We start from the raw sequence: 23,670 nt of genomic DNA, 5'->3' as shown, positions 1-23,670 counted from the left end.
ATACGCCTCGGCGCTGCCGAACGGGGGGTGGAGGTCCCGGCGATCCGCCACACCCTCGGCCCCGGTGCCCGGGACGGGCGTGCATCGAGCTCGCCGCTGATTCACAGCACCCCGCGGAAGAGCGCGAGCAGGATCACTCCCGCGTATCCCAGCACCACGCCCGCGACCGCGCCGGTGGCCCCGTCCCGGCTGCGCCCGGTCAGCACCATCGACGCCGCTGCGACGAGCACGGCGATGACCGCGATGAGCCCCCACCACACGAAGAAGTAGCCGGCGATGAAGCCGATGATGATCCCGAGGAAGAGGAGCGGGATCATCAGGGGCGAGACGGTGGGGCTCCCACCGCTCGAGGGCTGGCCAGAGGTGTTCACGTGGTCCGCCCGTCGAGGGAGCCTGCGCTGCGCAGCAGCAGCGCTTCGGCGAGGCACACTCGTGCGAACTCGCCGAGGTGCAGGGATTCATCGACTCCGTGCGCTCTGGACTCGGGGTCCTCGACTCCGGTGACCAGCACCTCTGCCTCAGGGAACACTTCGAGCAGGTCGGCGATGAAGGGGATGGATCCCCCCAGCCCGGTATCCACGGCCGGCGTGTCCCAGGCACGGGCGAAGGCGTCGCGGGCGAGGTCCATGGCCGCGGACTCCTGGCGCGCGCTGTACGGCTTGCCCCGTTCGCCGCGGTGCACCGTGACCTGTGCGGTGGCGGGCGTGTGCCTCTCCAGATGCGTGACCAGTGCCTCCATCGCCGCATCCGGGTCCTCGCCCGGCGGGATGCGCAGCGAGACCTTGGCCCGAGAGACCGGCACCAGGGTGTTCGAGGCATCTCGCACGCTCGGCGCGTCGATCCCGATCACGGACAGCGCAGGCCTGGTCCACAGGCGTGAGGTGAGGGAGCCGGTGCCCGAGAGCTCGAGCCCGTCGACCACACCCGCATCCCGGCGATAGTCGGCCTCGTCCATCTCGACCGTCGGGTCCGCTGCACGGATCAGCCCTTCGACGGCGACCTCGCCGTTCGCGTCATGCAGGGTGGCCACCAGGCGGGAGAGCTGGGTGAGCGCGTCCAGCACCGGACCACCGAAGAGGCCCGAGTGGACGGCGTGGTCCAGAGCACGCACCTCGACCACGAGATCGACCACTCCCCGCAGGCTGGTGGTCAGGGCAGGGGTGCCCACAGCCCAGTTGGCGGAATCCGCGACGATGATGAGATCGGCGGCGAGACGATCCCGGTAGGTCTCGATGAAGGGACGGAAGGTCGGTGAGCCCGCCTCCTCCTCGCCTTCGATGAAGACCGTCACCCCGACGCCCTCGGCGGCGAGCTCCTCGCCGACCAGGCGGAGCGCGGTGACGTGAGCCATCACACCGGCCTTGTCGTCGGCGGCGCCGCGGCCGTACAGCCGGCCATCACGCTCGACCGGCTCGAAGGGCGGGCTGGTCCAGTCGGCGAGGTCGCCAGTGGGCTGGACATCGTGGTGGGCGTAGAGCAGAACGGTGGGTCGGCCTGCGGCGGCGGGAGTGCGGCCGATCACCGCAGGGCTTCCGCCGTCGACGGACTCGATGCTCACCTCGGCCAGGCCGGCGCCGCGCAGCAGCTCGGCGACTGCCTGGGCGCTTCGCTGCACCGGGTCGCGGTCATAGCCGTCGAAGGCGATCGAGGGGATGCGGACGAGGTCCTTCAGATCATCGATCGCGGCCGGGAGCAGCGGTTCGAGACGTGCGCGCAGCGCCGCGACCTCGTCGGGGTCTCCGGGGGCGGCAGAGTGCCGGAGGGAATGGTCAGGAGTGCTCATGGACGTCACCGTACCGCCGGGGCTCCCCCGTGCCGAAGTGACGGCGCGATGTGACTGCTCACGCCGGGACGGGTCCCAGGAGACGTCGCCTAGACTGCCCTGGTGATCTTCCGCAAGTCTGAGACTCCCCCGAACCCTGAGCCCGCACCGCTGAACGCGCATCCCGGCTCCAAAGGGCGACCCACCCGCAGCCGCAAGGAGGCCGAGGCCGCTCGTCGCAGGCCGCTGGTGGTCGACGACCGCAAGGAGGCCCGCCGTCGTGATCGGGAGAAGGCCAGCCAGGAGCGCATGGAGGCGCAGCAGGCGCTGATGACCGGCGATGAGAAGAAGATGCCGCTCCAGCATCGGGGGCCGCAGCGCAGTTTCGTGCGCGATGTGGTCGACACGCGACGCAACATCGCCGAGCTCTTCTTCCCGATCGCCCTGATCTTCATGCTCGTGGCTCTCGTGCTGCCACTGATCCGGCCCGATCTCACGACGCTGCTGAGCACCGGCATGATCGTGGTGCTCTGGGGTGGTATCGCCCTGTGCGTGGTCGACTCGCTGTTCCTGCGGAAGCGGCTGCGACGCGATCTCACCGAGCGCTTCGGCGAGGTGCAGCAGGGCCTGGTGGGCTACGGGATCATGCGCGCGATCCAGATCCGCCGGTTCCGTCTCCCCCGCCCGCAGATCAAGCATGGTGAGCAGCCGCGCTGAGCCGGGCTCCGCGCGGCACCTGAGCCGCTCCCGGACTGCGCCGCAGAGGCACCGCACCGCGGGACGGCCTCTCGACAGCACGAGAGAACGGCCGCACGACGGAACGGCCATGCGGCAGAACAGCTGCACGACGAATCGACCGCATGACAGAACGGCCGACGCGATCTCTCGCTTCGGCCGTTCTGTCGTGCATCTGCCTGCTCAGGCGCCGGCAGCCTCGGGTGCCGCCTGCGTCTTCGGCTTCTCCTCACGCACGGCGGGCTTGGCGTCGACGCCTGCCTCCTTGCGCTGCTGCGGAGTGATCGCCGCGGGAGCCGCGGTCAGCGGGTCGTAGCCGTTGCCGGTCTTGGGGAAGGCGATGACCTCGCGGATCGAGTCCTCCTTCGCCAGCAGGGCGACGATGCGGTCCCAGCCGAAGGCGATGCCGCCGTGCGGCGGGGCGCCGAACTGGAAGGCGTCCAGCAGGAAGCCGAACTTCTCCTGCGCGTCCTCCTCACCGATGCCCATGACCTTGAACACGCGCTGCTGCACGGACTGGTCGTGGATGCGGATCGACCCGCCACCGATCTCGTTGCCGTTGCACACGATGTCGTAGGCGTAGGCCAGTGCAGACCCCGGGTCGGTGTCGAAGGAGTCCATGAACTCCGGCTTCGGGGAGGTGAAGGCGTGGTGGACCGCGGTCCACGAGCCCTCTCCCACCGCGACATCGCCGGCGGCGCGCGCATCGGCCGCGGGCTCGAACATCGGGGCGTCGACCACCCAGACGAACGCGAAGGCGTCGTGATCGATCAGGCCCAGACGCTCGGCGATCTCGGCGCGAGCGGCGCCGAGCAGTGCGCGCGAGGACTTGGCCTCGCCAGCCGCGAAGAAGATGCAGTCACCGGGGGTGGCCCCGGTGGCGTCGAGCAGCCCGGCCTTCTCCGCCTCGGAGATGTTCTTGGAGACCGGCCCGGTGAGGGAGCCGTCCTCTTGGACCAGGACGTACGCGAGACCCTTGGCGCCGCGCTGCTTGGCCCATTCCTGCCAGGCGTCGAGCTGGCGGCGAGGCTGGGACGCCCCGCCAGCCATGACGACCGCGCCGACGTACGGGGACTGGAACACCCGGAACGGCGTGTCCTGGAAGTACTCGGTCATCTCGACCAGCTCGAGGTCGAAGCGCAGATCCGGCTTGTCCGAGCCGTAGCGCCGCATCGACTCGGCGTAGGTGATCCGCGGGAACGGCGTCGTGATCTGATGGCCGCCCTTGGCCCAGACTGCGGTGAGGATCTCCTCGGCCAAGGCGATCACGTCCTCCTGATCCACGAAGCTCATCTCGACGTCCAGCTGCGTGAACTCGGGCTGGCGGTCGGCGCGGAAGTCCTCATCGCGGTAGCAGCGCGCGAGCTGGAAGTACTTCTCGACACCGCCGACCATGAGCAGCTGCTTGAACAGCTGCGGAGACTGCGGCAACGCGTACCAGGAGCCCGGGGCGAGCCGCGCAGGCACCAGGAAGTCGCGAGCGCCCTCCGGGGTGGAACGGGTCAGAGTCGGGGTCTCGACCTCGAGAAAGCCCTGGTCCAGAAGGGTGTCGCGAGCGGCACGATTGACGTCCGAGCGCAGGCGCAGCGCCTTGGCCGGTCCCTGGCGCCGAAGGTCGAGATAGCGGTAGCGCAGCCGCGCCTCCTCGCCCACCTCACTGTGCTCGTCGAGCTGGAAGGGCAGCGGGGCAGAGGCGCTGAGCACCTCGACGCTCTCCGCAGTGACTTCGATCTCGCCGGTGGGTAGCAGCGGGTTCTCATTGCCCTCGGGCCGCTTGCCCACCGTGCCCACGACCTTCAGGACGTATTCATTGCGCAGGTGCATCGCTTCGTCCTCACGCACCACCACCTGGGTGACGCCGCCGGCGTCGCGCAGATCGAGGAACGTCACACCGCCGTGGTCACGGCGACGGCCGATCCAGCCGGTGAGGGTGACGGTCTGTCCGATGTGCTCCTGGCGGAGCTCACCGGCGGTATGGGTGCGCAGCACGAGGTGTCCTTCTGAAGGGGTCAACAGGTCACGGCACCGTCATGCTCGGAAGCACGCGGCGGCCATCACGCAGATCGCGTGGACTGCTCAGCCTACCGCGCAGCGTGAGGGATCTCGCCACCGCAGCACTGTCGCACCGGCCATCACGCCCGTAGACTCGACGATGGTCCGACCTGCGAGATCGCAAGTCTGTTTTCGCCCAAGTTCGCCTGAGCCGCATCATGCCACCGCATGATCCTCGTAGCGCGAGATGTAGGGCGCCCACGCCCAATGAATGGGCAATCACGCCCTGCGACACGTTAGGGCTTGTTCACCCCCTGACTGTCGAAGGACACCATGACTGAAACCTCCCCTGCTGCTGCGCCCGAGAACGTCGACGCCACCGTCGAAGAGGCCGCAGCCGCCGCGCCTGCTGCCGAGGCCACCGCGCCGGCCACCGAGGCCGCCGCCCCCGAAACCGAAGCCCCCGTTGCTGAGGCCCCCGTTTCTGAGGCCCCCGTTTCTGAGGCCCCCGTTGCTGAAGGCGAGACCTCCGCTGCTGAGGCCCCCGCCGCCGCCGAGGCTGAGGTCCCCGCCGGCCCCACCTTCGATGACATCGCCCTGCCGGCACCGCTGCGCCGCGCCGTCGACGAGCTCGGCTTCACCACCCCGTCGGCCATCCAGTCCCAGGCGATCCCGCCACTGCTGGAGGGTCGCGATGTGATCGGCGTCGCCCAGACCGGAACCGGCAAGACCGCCGCCTTCGGCCTGCCGCTGCTGGCCGCGATCGACCCGAACCTCCGTCAGGTGCAGGCCCTCGTGCTCGCCCCGACCCGCGAGCTGGCGATGCAGGTGGCCGACGCCATCGCGTCCTTCGCCACCTCGATCGGAGGCCTCGACGTGGTCGCGCTCTACGGCGGCTCCCCCTACGGCCCGCAGGAGCGTGCACTCGCCCGCGGTGCGCAGGTCGTCGTCGGCACCCCCGGCCGCGTGATGGACCACATGCGTCGCACCAACCTGCGCCTGGACACCATCCGCTTCGCGGTGCTCGATGAGGCCGACGAGATGCTGCGGATGGGCTTCGCGGAAGACGTCGAGGAGATCCTCTCCCACTCCCCCGCCAGCCGCCAGGTCGCGCTGTTCTCGGCGACCATGCCCTCCGCCATCCAGCGCGTGGCCCAGACCCATATGAAGGACCCGGTGCGCGTGAGCGTGTCCCCGCAGTCCTCGACGGTCAAGAGCGTCACCCAGTCCTACGCCGTGGTGCCCTTCCGGCACCGCACCGGCGCTCTGGCCCGGGTGCTCGCGACCTCCGAGGCGGAGGCGGCGATCGTCTTCGTGCGCACCCGCGCCGCCGCGGAAGAGGTGGGCTCGGCCCTGGTGGCCCGCGGACTGATCGCGGCCTCGATCAGCGGTGATGTGCCCCAGAAGGAGCGCGAGAAGATCGTCGAGCGGCTGCGCGACGGTTCACTGCAGGTGCTGGTCGCGACCGATGTCGCCGCCCGCGGCCTGGATGTCGAGCGCATCGGTCTGGTCGTCAACTTCGACGTGCCCAAGGAAGCCGAGTCCTATGTGCACCGCATCGGGCGCACCGGCCGCGCCGGCCGCACCGGCGAGGCGCTGACCTTCATCGGCCCCCACGAGCGGCGCCAGCTGAAGAACATCGAGCGGGCCACCAAGCAGACCCTCGCGGAAGCTGTGATCCCGTCGCCGCGCGACGTCTCCAAGCACCGCCTGGCCTCTCTGCTGAAGCAGGTCCCCGAGCGCATCGAGCGCGGTCGGCTGGAGCTGTACCGCGAGCTGATCGGCGAGTTCCTCACCGAACAGGGCATGGACCCGCTCGAGCTGGCCGCGGTGCTCGGCGCGATGACCGTCGGCGATGAAGGCCCCGGCTCCGCATCCGAGGAAGAGGAGTTCACTCCCTCGAAGCTCTCGGGCGATGACCGCTCCGGCGATCGCGGCTCCCGCGAGTCCCGCGAGCCGCTGCAGACTGAGCGCGGCTACACCTCGTACAAGGTCGGGGTGGGACACACCCACGGCGCACGGCCGCCGGGCATCGTGGGTGCGATCACCGGTGAGGGTGGTCTGACCGGGAAGGACATCGGCAAGATCCAGATCTTCCCGAACTTCGCCCTGGTCCAGATCCGCGGCTCCCTCTCCTCGGAGCAGATGGAGCGGATCTCCCGCGCCAAGGTCGGCGGGCGTGAGCTGCGCATCGGGCCGGATCATGGCCCCCGCGGCAGCAGCGGACCGCGCCGGGACGGCGATCGCCCGTTCCGCCGGGATGATCGTCCGCGCCGTGATGGCCGTGAGGACCGCGGTGGTCGCTTCGACTCCAAGCGCCGCCCGTTCCGTCGCTCTGAGGGCTGAGCGCCCCTCTCAGCGGACCCGCTGAAAGAGAACGACCCCGCCACCGAGATCGGTGGCGGGGTCGTTCTTCGTGGTCATACAACGCGGTCACGCAGCACAGTCACATTGCGTGGTCACACAGCGTGGAACTGTGTGGTCACACTGCGCGGAGTGGGATTCTCAGTCCTGCTTCTCCTGCGCCTCGGTGTACGCCTTGCGCACCTCATCCATGTCCAGGTTCTTCACCTGGCCGATGAGATCCTCGAGGGCGGACTGCGGCAGGGCGCCGGCCTGGGAGAACACCGGGATGCCCTCGCGGTAGGCGACCAGGGTCGGGATCGACGTCACGCCGTAGCGCATCGCCAGCTCCTGCTGGTCCTCGGTGTCGACCTTGGCGAAGGTGACGTCCTCGTGGGTGTCGGAGGACTCCTCGAAGATCGGGGCGAAGCGCTGGCACGGCACGCACCAGCCTGCCCAGAAGTCGATCAGGACGATGCCGTCCTCGACGGTCTTGTCGTGGTTCTCGGTGGTCAGAGTGAGCGTAGCCATGTCCCCTGGAACGCCGCGGCACCGAGGATCATTCCCTCTGCGCCGCGGCGTGACTCAGATCACCGGGCGGCTCAGGTGCTGGGCATCCCCGTGCCCGCCAGGATGCGCACGTTCCGGTCCTCCGTCGGCGGCTCCCAGGCAGCCGCATCGGCGACCGACTGCTCCCCGCTGCGGATGTCCTTGACCTCATCTGCGGCCCCGTCGGTGCCCGGGAACCAGATGAACGGGATACCGCGGCGATCGGCGTAGCGGATCTGCTTGCCGAACTTCGCCGCTGCGGGCGCCACCTCGCAGGCGATCCCGCGGCTGCGCAGAGAACGGGCGGCGGCGTCGCTGAGCGCTCGGTGCTCCTCGTCGGCGACGGAGACCAAGACGCATGTGGGCACCGCGCGGGAGGGCGTGGCGAGGTCCGCGGAGAGGAGCCGGGAGACCAGCCGGGACAGCCCGATCGAGAGCCCTACTCCGGGATAGGTGTGGCGGTTGTCCGCGGCCAGCGAGTCGTAGCGACCGCCGGAGCAGATCGAGCCGAGCGACTCATGCCCGGCCAAGAACGTCTCGAAGACGGTGCCCGTGTAGTAGTCCAGCCCGCGGGCGATGGAGAGGTCCGCCATGATCACGCCGGGCACCGCCGCCTCGACCCGCTCGAGGACCGCGGTGAGCTCGGCGATGCCCTGCTCGAGCATCTCGCCACTGCCACCGAGATCGCGCACCTGCTGAGCGAAGGAGCCGTCGCGGGTGCGGATCGCGGCGAAGTCGAGGCAGGCCTGCGCCTGCTCCGGAGTTGCACCGGTCTCGGCGAGCAGCAGATTCCGCACCGCCTCCGCACCGATCTTCGGAAGCTTGTCGAGGCTCCGCAGCACCGCGGACTGGTCCTCGAACCCGATCGAGCGGAAGAAGCCCTCGGAGAGCCGACGGGTGTTGGCATGGATCGTGAACGTGGGCAGCGGGAGCCGGTCGAGGATCTCGGCCATCACCGTGGCGACCTCGGCCTCGATGTGCCCGGGGAGGGTGTCCTGCCCGATGACATCGAGATCCGCCTGGTAGAACTCGCGGAAACGGCCGTCCTGGGGGCGTTCGCCGCGCCACACCTTCTGGATCTGGAAGCGGCGCAGCGGGAAGGCGAGGTCGTTCTGGTGCTCGAGCACGTACCGGGCCAGCGGCACGGTGAGATCGAAGTGCAGCCCCAGGGTGCGCGAGCGATCCTCGCGACCCGGATCTGCGCCCTCCTCTTCAGCGTGGAGGCGCCGCAGGACGTACACCTCCTTGTCGATCTCCCCCTTGCGCAGCAGCTGGTCCAGCGGTTCGACGGCCCGCGTCTCGATGCCGGAGAAGCCGTGCAGCTCGGCCACTTCGCGGAACACGTCGATCACGTGCTGCTCGACGAGGCGCTCCGCGGGGAGCCACTCCGGGAATCCTGACAGGGCGGCGATCTTCGCCATGCGGTGCACATCCTTCTGGGGTTGGGCCGAGTGCCGGGTCCCATTATCCCCTTGTCCCCTCCCGTTGTCGGCGATCGATGTATCGGAGGGCAGGACCGGTCCATCCAGATCCACCGGCCACGGTAGAGTTCCGTGACGTGGTTCTCCCCTCATCGGGGCAGTCCATGTGCCAGCCCGGCCGCCGACCATGGCGGCAGTGTCCCGCCCCGCAGCGGATCCCTTCGAAGGAGCTCAATCGTGAGCGAGTCCGAGACTCCCGTCCCCGCGTCGAACCCCGCCGCTCAGCCCGCCGAACCGGCCGCTGATCAGCCCTCGATCTCCCCGACCGCCCCCGATCCCGCGGCGGAGACCACCGACGCCGGCGCATCTGTCAGCCCTGCAGAGCCTGCGGCTCCCGCAGCAGAGACCAGCACCGAGAGCGATCCGGCCGCAGCTGCCCCTGAGGCGCCCGCTGCGGAGGACGTGGTGGACGACACCGCCGACGCCGCCGGTCCCGAGACGGGGCAGATTCCCGAGGCCGACGGTCCCACCGACGCCGAGGCTGGCGCCGACTCCGATTCCGACGCTGGCGCTGGCGCCGACTCCGACACGGAACAGGCGGCGGAGCCCGTCGGGGATCCGGCCCCCGCGTCCGCTGCTCCGACTCCGGCGCCGAAGCCGCCGGTGCCCGGGGCGCGCGGGCCACGGCCGAAGCCCATGGTCCCCTCCCCCGCGGCGATCGCGGCGAAGAAGCCCAGCGCCGCGCTGCTGCCGGTCGCGCCGCCGGTCACCGAGTACGCCCCTGAGCAGATCGCCGCGGCCGCAGCCTTCGGCACGGTCGGCGAAGACGGGACCATCACGGTCCAGGACGGGACCCAGGTGCGCACCATCGGGACCGCCACGGGAACCGATCCTGAGGCGGCTCTCGAGCCCTACGCCCGGGGCTACCTCGATCTGGTGGCGTTCCTCGACCTCACGCAGTCCACGCTGAACGCTCCCGAGCACACCCAGAACGAACTGAATCGCCTCCTGGAGAATCTGCGGAAGAACCTCAAGGAGCCGCAGGTCGTCGGGGACATCCCGGCGCTGCGAGCCCGCGCCGGCGAGCTGCGGGAGCAGGCTAAGGAGAAGATCAGGGCGCTCGAAGCCCAGCGTACGGAGGGCCGCGAGGCCGCCGCCCGTCAGCGCAGCGAATTCGTCGAGTCCATCGAAGCGCTGGTCGCCACTGATCCCGAGCAGCTCTCCTGGAAGAACGCCGGCGACACGATGCGCCAGATGGTGCCCACCTGGAAGCAGATGCAGTCCGAGGGAGTCCCCCTGGACCGCCCCACGGAGGAGGCGCTGTGGAAGCGGCTCTCCGCGGCGCGCGCCACCTTCGACCGGATGCGCAAGCAGTTCTTCTCGCAGCTCGATGAGAAGCACTCCGAGGCCGCCAAGGTCAAGGAGGGCCTCATCGCGCGGGCCGAGGCGATGCAGGAGTCCACGGACTGGGGCACGACCGTCCGTGCATACAAGGATCTGATGGCCGAGTGGCGCGCGGCGCCGCGCGGCGGGCGGAAGAAGGACGACGCCCAGTGGAAGCGCTTCAAGGCCGCCCAGGACACCTTCTTCTCGGCGCGCAACGCAGATCTCCATGAGACCGAAGAAGAGCAGCGCAAGAACCTCGAGGTGAAGGAGTCCCTGCTGACCGAGGCTGAGGTCATCGACCCCACCAAGGACCTCGAGGGTGCCAAGAAGGCGCTGCGCTCGGTCCAGGATCGGTGGGAGGAAGCAGGCAAGGTGCCCCGCGGGGACATGCGGCGCATCGATGACCGCCTGCACGCCGTGGAGCGCGCGGTGAAGAACGCCGAGCAGGACGAATGGCGTCGCACCGATCCTCGGACCAAAGCACGTGTGGAGGGCGCCTCCTCGCAGCTGCACTCCGCGATCGCGTCGTACCAGGATGCGCTCGACAAGGCCGTCGCCGGCGGTGACCCGTCGAAGATCGCTGAGGCGGAGTCAGCTCTCGAGGCTCGCAAGGAATGGCTCGCAGTGATCGAGCGCTCCGCACGCGACCTCGGCTGACGCCGCCGACTGTCGACCACCTCGGCGCCTCAGCTCGCCGGCTCCGCGAGGAACGACCGTTCCTCCACCGCCCCGTCTGTCCACAGGACAGGCGGGGCGATTGCCTTCGGTCCCCCTCCTTGCCAGAGTCGGTCCATGGAACTGCTCCTCTCCTCCCGCCGCACCGTCCCGCAGAACGCCACCGGTCCACCGGAGACGCCCCCGCCCCCGGGACTCGGTCCCGTCCGTGAGGTGCCAGGGCTGACCTCGATCGGCCTGTGCGCAGCCTGGTCAAGGCATGCGGCCGAGCTCGCAGTCCCCCTCGGTGCGGCCCTCCAGCGATGGGACGAGACCCCGTCCACCCACGCCCTTGTGGCCGACGGCTATCTCACCCGGATACTGCCGGGCATCTTCCTCCCACCCGATCTGCTGCGCAGCGCGGTGCAACGAGCGCTCGCCCTCGGCTGCGCTCTGGGCGCCCAGCTGCAGGCGCATCACGTCATCGCGGGTCTTTCAGCGGCCTGGGTGGTGCTGGGCGGGCCTTCACCGGCCTATGCGGAGCTGCTCTCCCCCGCCCATCGCGGCGATCAGGCTGGGGTGGTGCTGCGACACGCCCGGTTGCAGCCGGACGAGGTCGAGACGATCGGAGGGGCCCCGGTCACGATCCCGGTGCGCACTGCAATGGATCTGCTGAGGTTCGCTCCCCCATGGATCGCAGAGCCGACATTGCAGCGACTGGTCGCAGAGGGCCATGCTCAGGTTCCCCAGATTCGCCAGCGCCTGCACCGCATGCATCGCCACCCCGGCGTGCAGGCGGCCAGGGAGCGGCTCGAGCAGATGCTGGGAGATCAGCGGGTGAGCAGCGGGGCGCTCGAACCCACCGGTCTGCCGTCGGCCGTGACCCGATACACGTCGTAGACGCCTTCGATGCGCCGCACCTGCGCGAGGACCGACTGCAGATGGGAGGGGTCGGCGAGCTCGAAGGAGAAGAACGTGGTGGCAAGGCGATCGGTGTTCGAGTGGGCGGAGGCTGACTGCAGATTCACCTGCTGCTCTGAGATCACCAGTGCGAGATCCGTGAGCAGGCGGGGACGATCCAGCGCCTCGACCTTGATGTGCACGAGATAGGCCGTGCTGTGCCTCCCCGACCACGCCACCTGCACGATCCGATCCGGTTGCTGCTCCTGCAGCTGGATCGCATTCGCGCAGCTCTCGTGATGGACCGAGATCCCGGAGCCCCGGGTGATGAACCCCACGATCGGGTCCCCCGGAACCGGAGCGCAGCACTTCGCGAGCTTGACCCACAGATCCGAGTGCCCGTCGACGATGACGCCCTGATCCGTCTCGGAGGTATGCCGCTCCGCGCGACCACCACGAGGCCGAACCCGCGAGGGCAGCGTGATCTCCGCGAGATCCTCTGCGGCGCCCTCGGAACCGCCGAATGAGGCCCGCAGCTTCTCGACCACGTGCTGCGGACCGGTATGGCCCTCGCCGATCGAGGTGTACAGCGCATCCACCGACGCGAGGTTGAGGTCATCCGCGACGGTCGCGAGGGTCTCGTGGGTCAGGAGACGCCGCATCGGCAGATCCTGCCGGCGCAGCGCCTTGGCCAGCTCCTCCTTGCCCTTCTCGAGCGCCTCCTCTCGGCGCTCCTTCGAGAACCAGTGACGGATCTTGCTGCGGGCACGGGGCGACTGCACGAAGCCGAGCCAGTCGCGGCTCGGGCCTGCGTCGTCCGACTTCGAGGTGAACACCTCGACCACGTCGCCCGTGGACAACGACGACTCGAGGGACACCAGGCGGCCGTTGACCCGCGCCCCGATCGTCCGATGCCCCACCTCCGTGTGCACGGAGTAGGCGAAGTCGACGGGCGTCGCCCCCTGTGGGAGGGCCAGCACGTCCCCCTTGGGGGTGAAGACGTACACCTCCTGGGTGTTGATCTCGAAACGGAGCGAGTCCAGGAACTCCCCGGAGTCGGTGGTCTCCTTCTGCCAGTCCATGAGCTGGCGCAGCCAGGCCGCGTCGTTGGCGATGGGCGTTGCGTCCGCCCCGCCCTGCTGGGCGGCCATCGCCTTGTACTTCCAGTGCGCGGCCACCCCGTACTCGGCACGGCGGTGCATCTCCCGGGTGCGGATCTGGATCTCCACCGGTTTGCCGGTGGGGCCGATCACCGTGGTGTGCAGCGACTGGTACAGGTTGAACTTCGGCAGTGCGATGTAGTCCTTGAACCGGCCCTGCACAGGGGACCAGCGAGCGTGCAGCGTGCCCAGCACCCCGTAGCAATCCCTCACCGAATCCACCAGGACGCGCACCCCGACCAGGTCGTAGATGTCCGAGAAGTCGCGACCGCGGACGATCATCTTCTGGTAGATCGAGTAGTAGTGCTTGGGTCGCCCCGTGACTTCGGCCTTGATCTTCGCCTTGCGCAGGTCCTCGTTGATCTGCGAGGAGACGGTCGAGAGGTACTGCTCGCGGGCGGGCGCGTGCTGGGTGACCAGGGAGACGATCTCCTCGTACACCTTGGGGTAGAGCACCTGGAAGGAGCGGTCCTCGAGCTCCCACTTCATGGTGTTCAGGCCCAGGCGGTGCGCGAGCGGAGCATAGATCTCCAGGGTCTCCTTCGCCTTCCGCTCGGCAGAGGCGGCGGGGACATACTTCCAGGTCCGGGCGTTGTGGAGGCGGTCGGCGAGCTTGATCAGCAGCACCCGCACGTCGCGGCTCATCGCCACGATCATCTTCCGCACCGTCTCGGCCTGCGCGGCCTCCCCGTAGGTGACCTTGTCGAGCTTGGTGACCCCATCGACCATCACGGCGATGACCTCACCGAATTCGGCGCGCAGCCGCTCCAGCGAATAGTCGGTGTCCTCGACGGTGTCATGGAGCAACGCCGCCGCGACCACCTCGGCAGGAGACCCGAGCTCCCCCAGGATCGTCGCGACCGAGACCGGATGCGTGATGTAGGGGTCGCCGCTCTTGCGGGTCTGTCCCCTGTGCGCACGCTCGGCGACGGTGTAAGCCCGCCGGATGACGTCCAGGTTCTCCTTCGGGCTCACCGCGGTCATCGTCTCGAGCAGCGGCGCCAGCAGCGGATCCACGCCGGTGCCGGCGCGGGGCGCGAAGAACGACAGCCGGGAGCGGGTGCGCCGAGGGACCGGCGAAGAGGGTCGAGGCGAGGGGGCGGGCTGCGCCACCGGCTGGTTGCCCTGGTCGCCCGACCCGGCAGCGTCTGCCTTGGCCGGCTGGGATGCGGGCTGCTGCGACATGCACACCTCCTGGCTGAGATTCATCAGTCTACGCGCGGGTCACCGATGCGCGGACGGTGTCCGCCCACCGCTGCACCGCCGTGAAGCCCGCCGTGGATTCCGCTGTGGAGCGGGAGGCCTGGCAGGTTCAGTTCTTGAGGGTCCACACGGTGGACAGCGGCACGCCCGGCAGCTGGTCACGGCCGCCCAGGCCGTCGAGCTCGATGAGGAACGAGGCTCCGAGGATCTCGACGTCGAACCGTCGGGCAAGCTCGATGGTCGCCGCCGCGGTGCCACCGGTGGCCAGCAGATCGTCGACGACGAGGGTGCGGGCTCCGACGGGCAGCGAGCTCTCGGGCAGCTGGATCTCGGCGCTCCCGTACTCGAGGTCGTAGGTCAGCCCGACCGGATCGCCCGGGAGCTTCCCCGCCTTGCGCGCCGGGATGAAGCCGGCTCCGATCTCATAGGCCAGCGGCGCACCCAGCACGAACCCGCGAGCCTCGGTCCCGATGACGTACTCGACGCCCTCGGGGATCAGGGTCGTCCAGTAGCGGATCACGGCACGCAGCGCGTCCGCATCTCGCAGCAGCGGGGTGATGTCGCGGAACAGCACTCCGGGCGTCGGGAAGTCCGGGTACTCGGCGATGTGGGTGTGCAGCAGCGTCTCGATCTGCGCTGCGCTGGGCACGGAACCGCTCACCTGCGGCCTCCCTTCGGGGTGCTGCGCTGGCTTCGGTTCGAGCGGCGCGGCTGATGACGCTCACGAGCGATCGCCGGCTGACCGTCGGTCTCGGGCTCTTCGCGCTCCTCGGCGGACTCGTCGTCCGTGCCGGGACCCTCGATCGTGCCGGGATCCTCGACATCCGCTCCGACCGTCTCCGTGACGGACGTGGTGGGGTGTCGCACCGCGGGTGCCGCCACGCTCTCGCCCCGGCGCTCGCGCAGCACCTGATCGGTGTGCGCAGCGATCTCGGGCTCACGGCTGCGCAGCTCCACCAGGAATCCCGGTGCCAGGAAGATGGAGGAGTAGGTGCCCACGATGATGCCGATGAACAGTGCCAGCGAGATATCCTTGAGCGTGCCGGCGCCGAGCAGGAACGCGCCGATCGCGAGGATCGAGCCGATCGGCAGCAGAGCCACCACGGAGGTGTTGATCGAGCGCACCAGGGTCTGGTTCGCAGCCAGTTGCACCTGGTCGGCGAAGGTGGTCCGCCGCTGGCGGGTGAGGCCGTCGGTGTTCTCACGGACTTTGTCGAAGACGACGATCGTGTCGTAGAGGGAATAGCCCATCACGGTGAGGAAGCCGATCACGGTGCCCGGGGTGATCTCGAAGCCCACCACCAGGTACACGCCCGCTGTGACCAGCATGTCGTGGACCAGCGCAGCCATCGCTGCCAGAGAGGCCTTGAGGTTGCGGAAGTACACAGCCATCATTCCCGCGACCAGCACCAGGAACACGATGACCCCCCGGAGCATCTTCTGGGTGACGTCCCCGCTCCACACCGGACCGATGTAGGAGGTGGAGATCGCCTCCGGCGAGACCTCGTAGGCGGCGGCGAGATCCTGCGCGAGGGCGGCAGTCTCCGTCGAATCGAGCTGCTCGGTCTGCACCCGCACGGTGTCCTGCCCGAGCACGGTGATCTTCGGCTCGCGGTCCGGCAGGTGATCGCGCACCACATCGCGGGCGGAGCTCTGCTCGGTGTCCGAGACTCCTGCGATCTGGAACTCGGAGCCGCCGGTGAACTCGATGCCGAGGTTCGGTCCGCGCAGGCCTGCCAGCGCAGCGAGCAGCACGATGCTGATCGCGCTGATCAGGTACCAGGTCTTCCGGCGGCTCACCAGCGGGATGATCCGACGCCCTGCGTGCAGGTCGTTGCCGAAACGGGCGAAGGTCGCGCTCATCGGCTCTGCTCCTCGGTGTCGTCCTCGCCGGTCACGGACCGGTCCTCGGGGTCGGGGCTCGTCTGCCCGGGGTCGTCAGGGTCACTCTCCCCGCCTCCCGCGAGAGCAGCCTGCTCCGCGGCCTCCTTCTCCAGGCGGGCACGGCGCACAGCGATCGGCTCCCGCACCTCCTCCGCAGCGCTGCCACGGCCTGCTCGCTCCCCGGTCAGCCGTACCCGGCCACGTCCGGCATAGGCAGGTACATCACGGTCCAGACGCGCCGGATCCAGCCCGCTCCAGGGATGGCCCTTGCCGAAGAACCGGGTGCGCACCAGCGCCTGCAGCACGGGATGGGTGAACAGGAAGACGACCAGCAGGTCGAGCACGGTGGTCAGCCCCAGGACGAACGCGAAGCCCCGCACCCCGCCGGTGGACAGCACGTAGAGCACCACGGCAGCGATCAGGTTCACGGTGTCGGAGGCGAGGATCGTACGCTTGGCGCGATCCCAGCCGTGGTCCACCGCTGCGACGATCCCGCGGCCCTCGCGGATCTCGTCACGAACTCGTTCGAAGTAGACGATGAAGGAGTCCGCGGTGAAGGCGATCGCGACGATCAGCCCCACCACACCAGCCAGTGAAAGGCGGTAGCCGATATCCGGGATGTTGGACAGGACGGTGAGCGTGGCGTACGTCAGCAGGCCCATGATCAGCAGGCTCGAGGTGGTGACGATCGACAGGAGGCGGTACTGGGTGAAGGCGTACAGGACCACCAGCGCCAGGCCGATGAGACCGGCGATCAGTCCCATCTGCAGCTGATCGGCGCCGAGGGTGGCGGAGATCTGCTGCTCGGACGCGACCTCGAACTCGAGCGGGAGCGCACCGAATCGCAGCTGGTCGGAGAGCTGGCTGGCCTCTTCCTGCGAGAAGTTGCCGGAGATGGACGCCTCCCCACCGGGAGACGGCTCCTGGACCTCAGGGGCGGAGATGACCAGCCCGTCCAGCACGATGCCGAAGGCCGCGGTCGCGCCCTGCCCGCCGTAGAGGGCCTTGGTCATCTCGGAGAACGACGCCGCGGTGCTGTCGTTGAAGCTCATGTTCACGACGTAGTAGCCGGTGGCCTGGCCGGTGGGCGTGACATCCGAGGCCACGCCCGAGCTCTCGATCGCCGAACCGGCGACGACCTCGGGGCCGAGCAGGTACTTCGCGGTGCCGTCCGGAGCGCATGCCACCACGGGTTCGTCAGGCGCGGCCGCAGCGGCTCGCTCCTGCTGCGCGGCAGGGTCGACGCAGTCGGCGCTCATCAGCTCGGTCTGGACCTCCGGTGTCAGCCAGTCCAGGCTCCAGGCCGGGTAGGGCAGGTCGCCTGCGGCGGGAGCAGCCGGAGGCGCGAGCGAGGAGTCCTCGCTGATGAGGCCATCGAACAGGTGCTGGGAGGGGTCCGCGGGCGCGCTTGAGCTCTCCCCCGGGTCCTGACCACCGGCATCGGACGCCTCGCCGCCGCCGTCGGAGGGCATCGGCTCGCCGGAACCCTCCGGCGCCACGACACCGAGCACCGGCCGGAACGACATCGAGGCCGTCTGTCGGACGGCCTCCGAGGTCGCCTGGTCCAGCTGGCCCGGGACATCGATGACGATGTTGGTGCCGCCCTGCACGGTGATCTCAGTCTCCGCAACGCCCATGGCGTTGACCCGCTGGCTCATGATCTGGCGAGCCTGCTCCATGGCTGTCGCGTCGATGGCCGAGCCATCACGCGACTGCGCCTGCAGGATGATCTGGGTACCGCCCTCGAGGTCGAGGGCGAGTTTGGGGGCTGGCTGCCAGTCGCCCTTCCAGACCCCGGCACCGATCCCGCCGCCGAGCAGCAGGATCAGCACCGCAAGGGCCGCGAGGGCTATGCGACGTGCGGGCATGGTGCGAAGTTCCTCAGGACGGCGGACGGGCGGTTATCAGGCGAACAGGCCGCGAACGACCCGTCCAGGAGCGACTGTGAGGCGGCTCAGCGGTCGTCGCGACGCGGGTCGTCGCTGCGGAGATCCTCATCGGCGACGGTCACGCCGGGGATCGCACGATCATCCTCGACGTCGGTGCTCTGCTCCTCCGAGGAGTCCTCGAGATCGGCGGCGAACTCTTCGACGGGGTCGACTCGCTGGGAGACGGCCTGGCGGGCCCACTTCGTCTGGGCGCCGTTCTCGGACTCGAGGATCACGACGTCGTCGTAGGAGTCGATGATCAGGCCGTAGAAGCCGGAATGGGTGCGCACCTCATCGCCGACGCCGAGCTGCTTGACCAGGTCCGCCTGCTTCTGCTGCATCTTCTTCTGGCGGTTCGACATGAACAGCAGGGGCAGCATCATGACGGCGAAGATGAGCAGGAGAGGAAGGAGGGATTCCACGAGGTTCCTTTCGGCGGACGACCCTTCACGATGCTCATGCATAGATCGGGACCTGCCGCGGACGATTGACCGCCCCACTGTACCCGCCGAGGCGTCACTCGACTCCCAGGGGTGAGCGGAGGATCATCGACTCTCAGAAGCGACCGAGCATGGGCGCGATGCCCCCGGGGCCCTCTGGCGGTTCCAAGCCCAGATGGGTCCATGCAGCCGGGGCTGCGGCACGGCCGCGGGGCGTGCGCAGCAGGAAGCCTTCTCGCACCAGGTAGGGCTCCACCATGGTCTCGACCGTCTCGATCTCCTCTCCCACGGCGACCGCGAGGGTGGACAGGCCGACCGGCCCGCCCGCGAACCGCCCGCACAGGGCGGACAGCACCGCGCGATCCAGGCGGTCCAGCCCCCGTTCGTCCACCTCATAGACGCGAAGGGCCTCCTTCGCGGCGCCGAGGTCCAGACGCCCGGTGCCACGGACCTGGGCCCAGTCCCGCACTCGGCGGAGCAGCCGGTTGGCGATGCGCGGGGTGCCCCGTGAGCGGGAGGCGATCTCGATCCCTGCCGCGTCCTCGAGGTCGACCTCGAGGCGCAGCGCCGAGCGCCGCACGACTTCCTGCAGCTCGTCGGCGCCGTAAAAATCGAGATGGCCCATGAAGCCGAAGCGGTCGCGCAGCGGCGCCGGCAGCAGGCCAGCCCGGGTGGTGGCCCCGACCACCGTGAACGGGGGCAGGTCCAAGGGGATCGACGTCGCTCCGACCCCCTTGCCGACGATCACGTCGACCCGGAAGTCCTCCATCGCGATATAGAGCATCTCCTCGGCGGGGCGTGCGAGGCGGTGGATCTCATCGATGAACAGGACCTCCCCCTCATCGAGCGAGGAGAGGATGGCGGCCAGGTCGCCGGCATGCTGCACCGTCGGACCAGAGGTGATTCGCAGCGGGGCGGACAGCTCAGCCGCGATGATCATCGCCAGTGTGGTCTTGCCCAGGCCTGGCGGGCCCGAGAGCAGCACATGCTCCGGGGACCTGCCTCGAGCGGCGGCGGCATCGAGGACCAGCGAGAGCTGGTCGCGCACGACCTTCTGGCCCACGAACTCATCGAGCCGTCGCGGCCGCAGCGCGGCCTCCGCAGCGCGCTCGGGGGGCACCGCCTCGGCACTGGTCACCGACGGGGTGTCGTCCTCGATCATCGATGTCCCCCGAGGCCTCGCAGGGCCTGACGGAGGAGCTCCGCGGAGCCCAGCTCCTCCCCGCCCGCCGCTCGGGCGGAGTCGACCGCGCCGATCGCCGCCTTCTCTGCCCAGCCGAGGCCCACCAGTGCGTCGACGACATCGGCGTCCGCGCCCTGGGGTGTGCTCTGGGCCGCGGAGGGACCGGAGGTGACGGTGCTGGGCGCGGGCAGCTTGCCACCGAGCTCGAGCAGCATGCGACTGGCGACCTTGGGGCCGATGCCGGGAGTCCGGGTGAGCGTCTTGGCATCCTGCTCCGCGACGGCACGCCGCAGCTCCTCGGGCTCGAGCACCGCCAGCACCGCGAGCGCGGTGCGGGGGCCGATCCCGGAGACCGACTGCACGATCCGGAAGGTCTCGGCCTCCTCCGCGTGCGGGAACCCGTAGAGGGTCATCGAATCCTCTCGCACCACCAGTTCGGTGTGGAGGGTGAGCTCGGCGCCGTGGCGGGTGGCGCTGAGGGCTTCAGGCGTGGTGCGGACGAGATACCCGATCCCGGCCACCTCCAGCACGAGGGAGTCGAGGTCGATGCGGGCGACTCGCCCGGTCAGGGATGCGATCACGCGCCAATCCTAGAACACCTGTTCGATCAGTGTCGGGAGGAAGAGCGTTCCCGGGCGCGTCGCGCCTCCCGCTCGGCGCGGGCCCACACCGCCTGTGCGCTGGTGCGCGCTCCCCCGCCGGAGTCCAGCGCCACCGGGCCGGGGCCGCGCCACAGCTGGGTCAGCGCGATCGCCACCGCGTCGGAGGCGTCAGCCGGCTGGGGTGCGGCGTCGAGGCCCAGCAGCTTGATCAGCATGGTCTGGATCTGCTTCTTGTCGGCTCGGCCGCTGCCGGTCACCGCCGCTTTCACCTCCGAGGGGGTGTGCAGCGCGACCGGGATGCCGCGCTCGGCGGCCTCCAGCAGGGCGATTCCCGAGACCTGCGCCGTGCCCATCACGGTGGAGATGTTGTTCTGGCTGAAGACTCGTTCGACGGCGACGGTGTCGGGCGCGAACTCCTCGAGCACGGCGCGCAGCCCCCGTGCGATCGTCAGCAGGCGCTGGTCGAGCGGGGAGGCCGGCGTGGAGACGATCACCCCGGCATGGACGAGCTTCGCACGCCGGCCACCGAGGGCATCGACGACCCCGATCCCGCAGCGGGTCAGCCCAGGATCGACCCCGAGCACGCGCAGCGTCGTCATCGCCTGCACCCCCGGGCGGACGGCGCGCCCTCGCTGCCGGGGGCCGCGCCGTCCACGGGGATCACTCGGCGTCCGCGAGCTGGGCCGCGACGTCGTCCGGGATGTCGAGGTTCGAGAAGACGTTCTGCACGTCGTCGCTGTCCTCGAGGGCCTCGATCAGGCGCAGAGCCTTCTGCGCACCCTCGAGATCCACCGGGGTGCGCATGGTGGGCACGAACTGCGCCTCGGCGCTGTCGTAGTCGATGCCCGCCTCCTGCAGCGCGGTGCGAACGGCCACCACGTCGGTGGCCTCGGAGAGGATCTCGAAGGTCTCGCCCTCGTCGTTGATCTCCTCGGCGCCGGCATCGAGGACCACCTCGAGGAGCTCGTCCTCACTGTGCTCTGCCTTGGAGACGGCGACCACGCCCTTGCGCTCGAACAGGTACGACACCGAGCCGGACTCCGCCATGTTGCCGCCGTTGCGGTTGAAGGCCAGGCGGACCTCGGAGACGGCACGATTCTTGTTGTCGGTGAGGCACTCGACCAGGACTGCGACACCGCCGGGGGCATAGCCCTCGTACATCAGCGTCTCGTAGTCGACGCCTCCGCCATCGAGCCCGCCGCCACGCTTGACGGCGCGGTCGATGTTGTCGTTGGGCACGGAGGTCTTCTTCGCCTTCTGGATGGCGTCGAAGAGGGTGGGGTTGCCGACAGGGTCAGGACCACTCATGCGTGCGGCAACTTCGATGTTCTTGACCAGCTTGGCAAACAGCTTGCCTCGTCTGGCATCGATGATGGCCTTCTTGTGCTTGGTGGTCGCCCACTTGGAATGCCCCGACATCTTTCTCCTCCCGGCTCTGCCGCCGAACGGCGGCGAATTGCCGTCCCATTCTAGGCCAGTGCAGGAATGTTCCAGGAGACATGGCCACGAGGCGCGGGCTGCTGGCGGGCGAAACCCGTTCAGCCTCGCACGACGGGCGCAGTCAGCGAGCCGATCAGGCGACGGTCGGCGGTGACCGTCTCGAGCAGCTCGCGCTCACGTGCACGTGTCTTCGCGCTCGGCGTGCCGAACAGCACGCTGTGCCTTTCGATCCCCAGCGCGATCGAGGTCCGGATCAGATCTCGCATCGCCATCCGGGACACGGCGCCGTGGCGGGCCGCCCAGCGCTCGGCCCGTCGGCGGCGACGCATCGAGACCAGCAGCTCCACCTCGTCGGGCGAGAACCAGCCGGCCCTCCCGTATTCCGCGAGCTGGCGGCGCAGGATGCGCTTCTCCCGCAGTCGGAGGAAGAGCACGATCGCGACCAGCAGCACGAAGATCGGCACCTGCACCGTGACGTAGTAGCGCAGGAAGCCCGCCAGGGGTGCCGCGGGGTCGACCGGGATGAAGAAGGTCGAGCCGTTCCACAGCGCATGCAGCACCATGCCCAGTGACAGGCCACCCGCGCCGAGGCCGAAGTAGAGCATCAGCGATCGTCGTTCGGCGGCGATCCCCAGGCCCAGTCCGCACAGGGCGGTGAAGGAGACATGGGCGAACGGGGAGAGCACTCCGCGCAGGAAGAAGGTCTGCCAGAAGACGGCGACCTCACCGGCGGCCTGTGCCTGGTGGAACGAGCTGCCGAAGTAGAGGATGTTCTCGGTGAAGGCGAAGCCTCCGGCGATCAGCGCCGCGTAGACCACACCGTCGATCGGGCCGGCGATATAGCGACGCCCCCAGATCAGCAGGCCGATCAACCCGGCACTCTTCATGGCCTCTTCGATCACCGGAGCCTGGATGACGGCGCCCAGGAACGAATCGATCAGCTGGTTCGTCTCCGTCGGGGTGATCCACGCCGTGAAGTAGCCGCCGAACCAGAGGGTGAGCAGCACCGAGCCGATCGCACCCCAGGCGAAGGCGTAGACGAGCGACATCCGGGGCTGCGGGGTGTAGCGATCGATCCACCACACCGCGCCGAGGACCAGTGCGACCGGAACCAGGGCGGCCGTGAAGGCGACCAGAGAGGTGCCGAAGCCCAGCGGGAGGATGACGAAGAAGTACAGCGCCAGCGCCGAGACCGCGAGCCCGAGGAAGGACAGTGCGAACAGCACCCAGCGCACCCAGGGACGTCGCCGCTTCGCGCGCTGCGCCTTCCCCTCCCCGATCTGCCCGGGAGCTCGGGGATCCACCCGCTCGACGTCATAGCCGTAGGGGTCACCCGATCGAGAGGGCGGAGCAGGGTGGGGCGGTGCGCCGGTCACGCTCGTCACGGTCGGTCCCGCCTCTCCCCCGGTCGGTGCGGCCGATGAGTTCGCTGTCCGGGGGCCTCACGGTTCAGCGTCGGCACGGCCTCGGTCATGGTAGCTCAGGGCCAGGCGTCGGCGTAGAGCTGACGGGTGTGCCCGAGCAGGATCGGGACCGCCTTCGTGCGGCCGACGATCGGCAGGAAGTTCGCATCCCCGGGCCAGCGCGGGACCACATGCTGGTGGAGGTGCGCGGCGATCCCGGCCCCCGCCACCTCGCCCTGGTTCATGCCGAGGTTGAACCCCGCCGGCCGCGACACCTCGCGGATCACGCGCATCGCCGTCCGGGTGAGCTCGGCGACCTCGAGCACCTCGGCCTCATCCAGGTCGGTGTAGTCCGAGACATGCCGGAAAGGGCACACCAGCAGGTGGCCGGCGTTGTACGGGTAGAGGTTCAGGATCACGTAGGCGGTCTCCCCCCGGTGGACGATCAGCGACTCCTCGTCGGAGCGCTGCGGTGCCGCGCAGAAGGGGCACTGCTGATCGTCGTGGGGATCCTGCGGCTTGTTCTCCCCGCCGATGTAGGCCATCCGGTGCGGGGTCCACAGCCTCTGGGTGTCGTCGGGGTCGCCCCCGGAAAACCCGGGGGCCACCACGAACGGGGGCGGGTACGCTCACACAACACGGGCCTCGTCGTGCAACCCCCCACCAAAACCGGGGCCGCGGGGTC

The 23,670-nt window shown here is 69.3% G+C and carries 20 protein-coding genes; 4 read left to right on the top strand and 16 right to left on the bottom strand.

The annotated features are described in order from the left end of the window. Nucleotides 1-101: 101 nt before the first annotated feature. Nucleotides 102-371 (bottom strand): hypothetical protein, encoded by a 270-nt coding sequence (locus ACTH43_RS14825; protein ID WP_441445668.1) that lies wholly within the window; start codon nucleotides 369-371, stop codon nucleotides 102-104. After that, on the bottom strand, nucleotides 368-1,783 hold the full coding sequence (locus ACTH43_RS14820; RefSeq protein ID WP_441445667.1) for a dipeptidase: 1,416 nt from the start codon (nucleotides 1,781-1,783) through the stop codon (nucleotides 368-370). The genes ACTH43_RS14825 and ACTH43_RS14820 overlap by 4 nt, the downstream gene beginning before the upstream one ends. 102 nt (nucleotides 1,784-1,885) lie before the next feature. Here ACTH43_RS14820 and ACTH43_RS14815 point away from each other — a divergent pair, with 102 nt between their 5' ends. After that, complete coding sequence (locus ACTH43_RS14815) at nucleotides 1,886-2,479, top strand: DUF3043 domain-containing protein (protein WP_441445666.1); 594 nt, start codon at nucleotides 1,886-1,888, stop codon at nucleotides 2,477-2,479. 201 nt (nucleotides 2,480-2,680) lie between these two features. Here the strand turns inward: ACTH43_RS14815 and aspS are convergent, their stop codons facing one another. Further along, complete coding sequence (gene aspS, locus ACTH43_RS14810) at nucleotides 2,681-4,486, bottom strand: aspartate--tRNA ligase (protein ID WP_441445665.1); 1,806 nt, start codon at nucleotides 4,484-4,486, stop codon at nucleotides 2,681-2,683. A gap of 336 nt (nucleotides 4,487-4,822) precedes the next feature. Here aspS and ACTH43_RS14805 point away from each other — a divergent pair, with 336 nt between their 5' ends. After that, on the top strand, nucleotides 4,823-6,835 hold the full coding sequence (locus ACTH43_RS14805; RefSeq protein ID WP_441445664.1) for a DEAD/DEAH box helicase: 2,013 nt from the start codon (nucleotides 4,823-4,825) through the stop codon (nucleotides 6,833-6,835). A gap of 159 nt (nucleotides 6,836-6,994) precedes the next feature. Here the strand turns inward: ACTH43_RS14805 and trxA are convergent, their stop codons facing one another. Together trxA and hisS are read right to left on the bottom strand one after the other, a co-directional pair. Next, nucleotides 6,995-7,363 carry a thioredoxin gene (gene trxA, locus ACTH43_RS14800; protein ID WP_441445663.1) on the bottom strand — a complete coding sequence of 123 codons (369 nt, stop codon included), beginning with the start codon at nucleotides 7,361-7,363 and terminating at the stop codon, nucleotides 6,995-6,997. A gap of 71 nt (nucleotides 7,364-7,434) precedes the next feature. Further along, nucleotides 7,435-8,802: a histidine--tRNA ligase gene (gene hisS / locus ACTH43_RS14795; protein WP_441445662.1), complete on the bottom strand. Its 1,368-nt coding sequence runs from the start codon at nucleotides 8,800-8,802 to the stop codon at nucleotides 7,435-7,437. A gap of 237 nt (nucleotides 8,803-9,039) precedes the next feature. Here hisS and ACTH43_RS14790 point away from each other — a divergent pair, with 237 nt between their 5' ends. Beyond that, a complete protein-coding gene (locus ACTH43_RS14790; protein WP_441445661.1) occupies nucleotides 9,040-10,845 on the top strand; it encodes a DUF349 domain-containing protein in 1,806 nt (601 codons plus the stop codon). 135 nt (nucleotides 10,846-10,980) lie between these two features. After that, the gene (locus ACTH43_RS14785) at nucleotides 10,981-11,742 is read left to right on the top strand and encodes a hypothetical protein (protein ID WP_441445660.1); all 762 of its coding nucleotides are present in this window, start codon (nucleotides 10,981-10,983) and stop codon (nucleotides 11,740-11,742) included. Here the strand turns inward: ACTH43_RS14785 and ACTH43_RS14780 are convergent. The 11 genes from ACTH43_RS14780 to ACTH43_RS14730 all read right to left on the bottom strand — a co-directional run bounded on the left by ACTH43_RS14780 (nucleotide 11,673) and on the right by ACTH43_RS14730 (nucleotide 23,596). Further along, entirely contained in the window at nucleotides 11,673-14,087 is a 2,415-nt protein-coding gene (locus tag ACTH43_RS14780; protein WP_441445659.1) for a RelA/SpoT family protein, read from the bottom strand. The two genes, ACTH43_RS14785 and ACTH43_RS14780, sit on opposite strands and share 70 nt — an antisense overlap. A 127-nt stretch (nucleotides 14,088-14,214) precedes the next feature. Continuing rightward, nucleotides 14,215-14,766, bottom strand: coding sequence for an adenine phosphoribosyltransferase (locus tag ACTH43_RS14775; protein ID WP_441445658.1), 552 nt, complete (start codon nucleotides 14,764-14,766; stop codon nucleotides 14,215-14,217). Continuing rightward, entirely contained in the window at nucleotides 14,763-15,968 is a 1,206-nt protein-coding gene (secF, locus tag ACTH43_RS14770) for a protein translocase subunit SecF (RefSeq protein WP_441445657.1), read from the bottom strand. Before secF ends, ACTH43_RS14775 begins: the two co-directional genes overlap by 4 nt. Then, nucleotides 15,965-17,857, bottom strand: coding sequence for a protein translocase subunit SecD (gene secD, locus ACTH43_RS14765; protein WP_441445656.1), 1,893 nt, complete (start codon nucleotides 17,855-17,857; stop codon nucleotides 15,965-15,967). Before secD ends, secF begins: the two co-directional genes overlap by 4 nt. A gap of 86 nt (nucleotides 17,858-17,943) precedes the next feature. Beyond that, nucleotides 17,944-18,339, bottom strand: a complete 396-nt coding sequence (gene yajC, locus ACTH43_RS14760) for a preprotein translocase subunit YajC (RefSeq protein ID WP_441445655.1) — start codon at nucleotides 18,337-18,339, stop codon at nucleotides 17,944-17,946. Nucleotides 18,340-18,472: 133 nt separating this feature from the next. After that, nucleotides 18,473-19,519, bottom strand: coding sequence for a Holliday junction branch migration DNA helicase RuvB (gene ruvB, locus ACTH43_RS14755; RefSeq protein WP_441445654.1), 1,047 nt, complete (start codon nucleotides 19,517-19,519; stop codon nucleotides 18,473-18,475). Further along, nucleotides 19,516-20,121 carry a Holliday junction branch migration protein RuvA gene (gene ruvA / locus ACTH43_RS14750; protein ID WP_441445653.1) on the bottom strand — a complete coding sequence of 202 codons (606 nt, stop codon included), beginning with the start codon at nucleotides 20,119-20,121 and terminating at the stop codon, nucleotides 19,516-19,518. Before ruvA ends, ruvB begins: the two co-directional genes overlap by 4 nt. A 26-nt stretch (nucleotides 20,122-20,147) precedes the next feature. Continuing rightward, entirely contained in the window at nucleotides 20,148-20,741 is a 594-nt protein-coding gene (gene ruvC, locus ACTH43_RS14745) for a crossover junction endodeoxyribonuclease RuvC (RefSeq protein WP_441445652.1), read from the bottom strand. 61 nt (nucleotides 20,742-20,802) lie between these two features. Then, complete coding sequence (locus ACTH43_RS14740; RefSeq protein WP_441445651.1) at nucleotides 20,803-21,561, bottom strand: YebC/PmpR family DNA-binding transcriptional regulator; 759 nt, start codon at nucleotides 21,559-21,561, stop codon at nucleotides 20,803-20,805. 119 nt (nucleotides 21,562-21,680) lie between these two features. Next, the gene (locus ACTH43_RS14735; RefSeq protein WP_441445650.1) at nucleotides 21,681-22,958 is read right to left on the bottom strand and encodes a PrsW family intramembrane metalloprotease; all 1,278 of its coding nucleotides are present in this window, start codon (nucleotides 22,956-22,958) and stop codon (nucleotides 21,681-21,683) included. A gap of 104 nt (nucleotides 22,959-23,062) precedes the next feature. After that, complete coding sequence (locus ACTH43_RS14730; RefSeq protein ID WP_441445649.1) at nucleotides 23,063-23,596, bottom strand: HIT family protein; 534 nt, start codon at nucleotides 23,594-23,596, stop codon at nucleotides 23,063-23,065. Between the last annotated feature and the right edge of the window lie 74 nt (nucleotides 23,597-23,670).

Origin of the sequence: Brachybacterium sp. (genome assembly GCF_052095815.1) — a bacterium.
Lineage (GTDB): Bacteria > Actinomycetota > Actinomycetes > Actinomycetales > Dermabacteraceae > Brachybacterium.
Note: the sequence above shows the minus strand (reverse complement) of the source record. Positions and strands in the feature narration are given on the sequence as shown.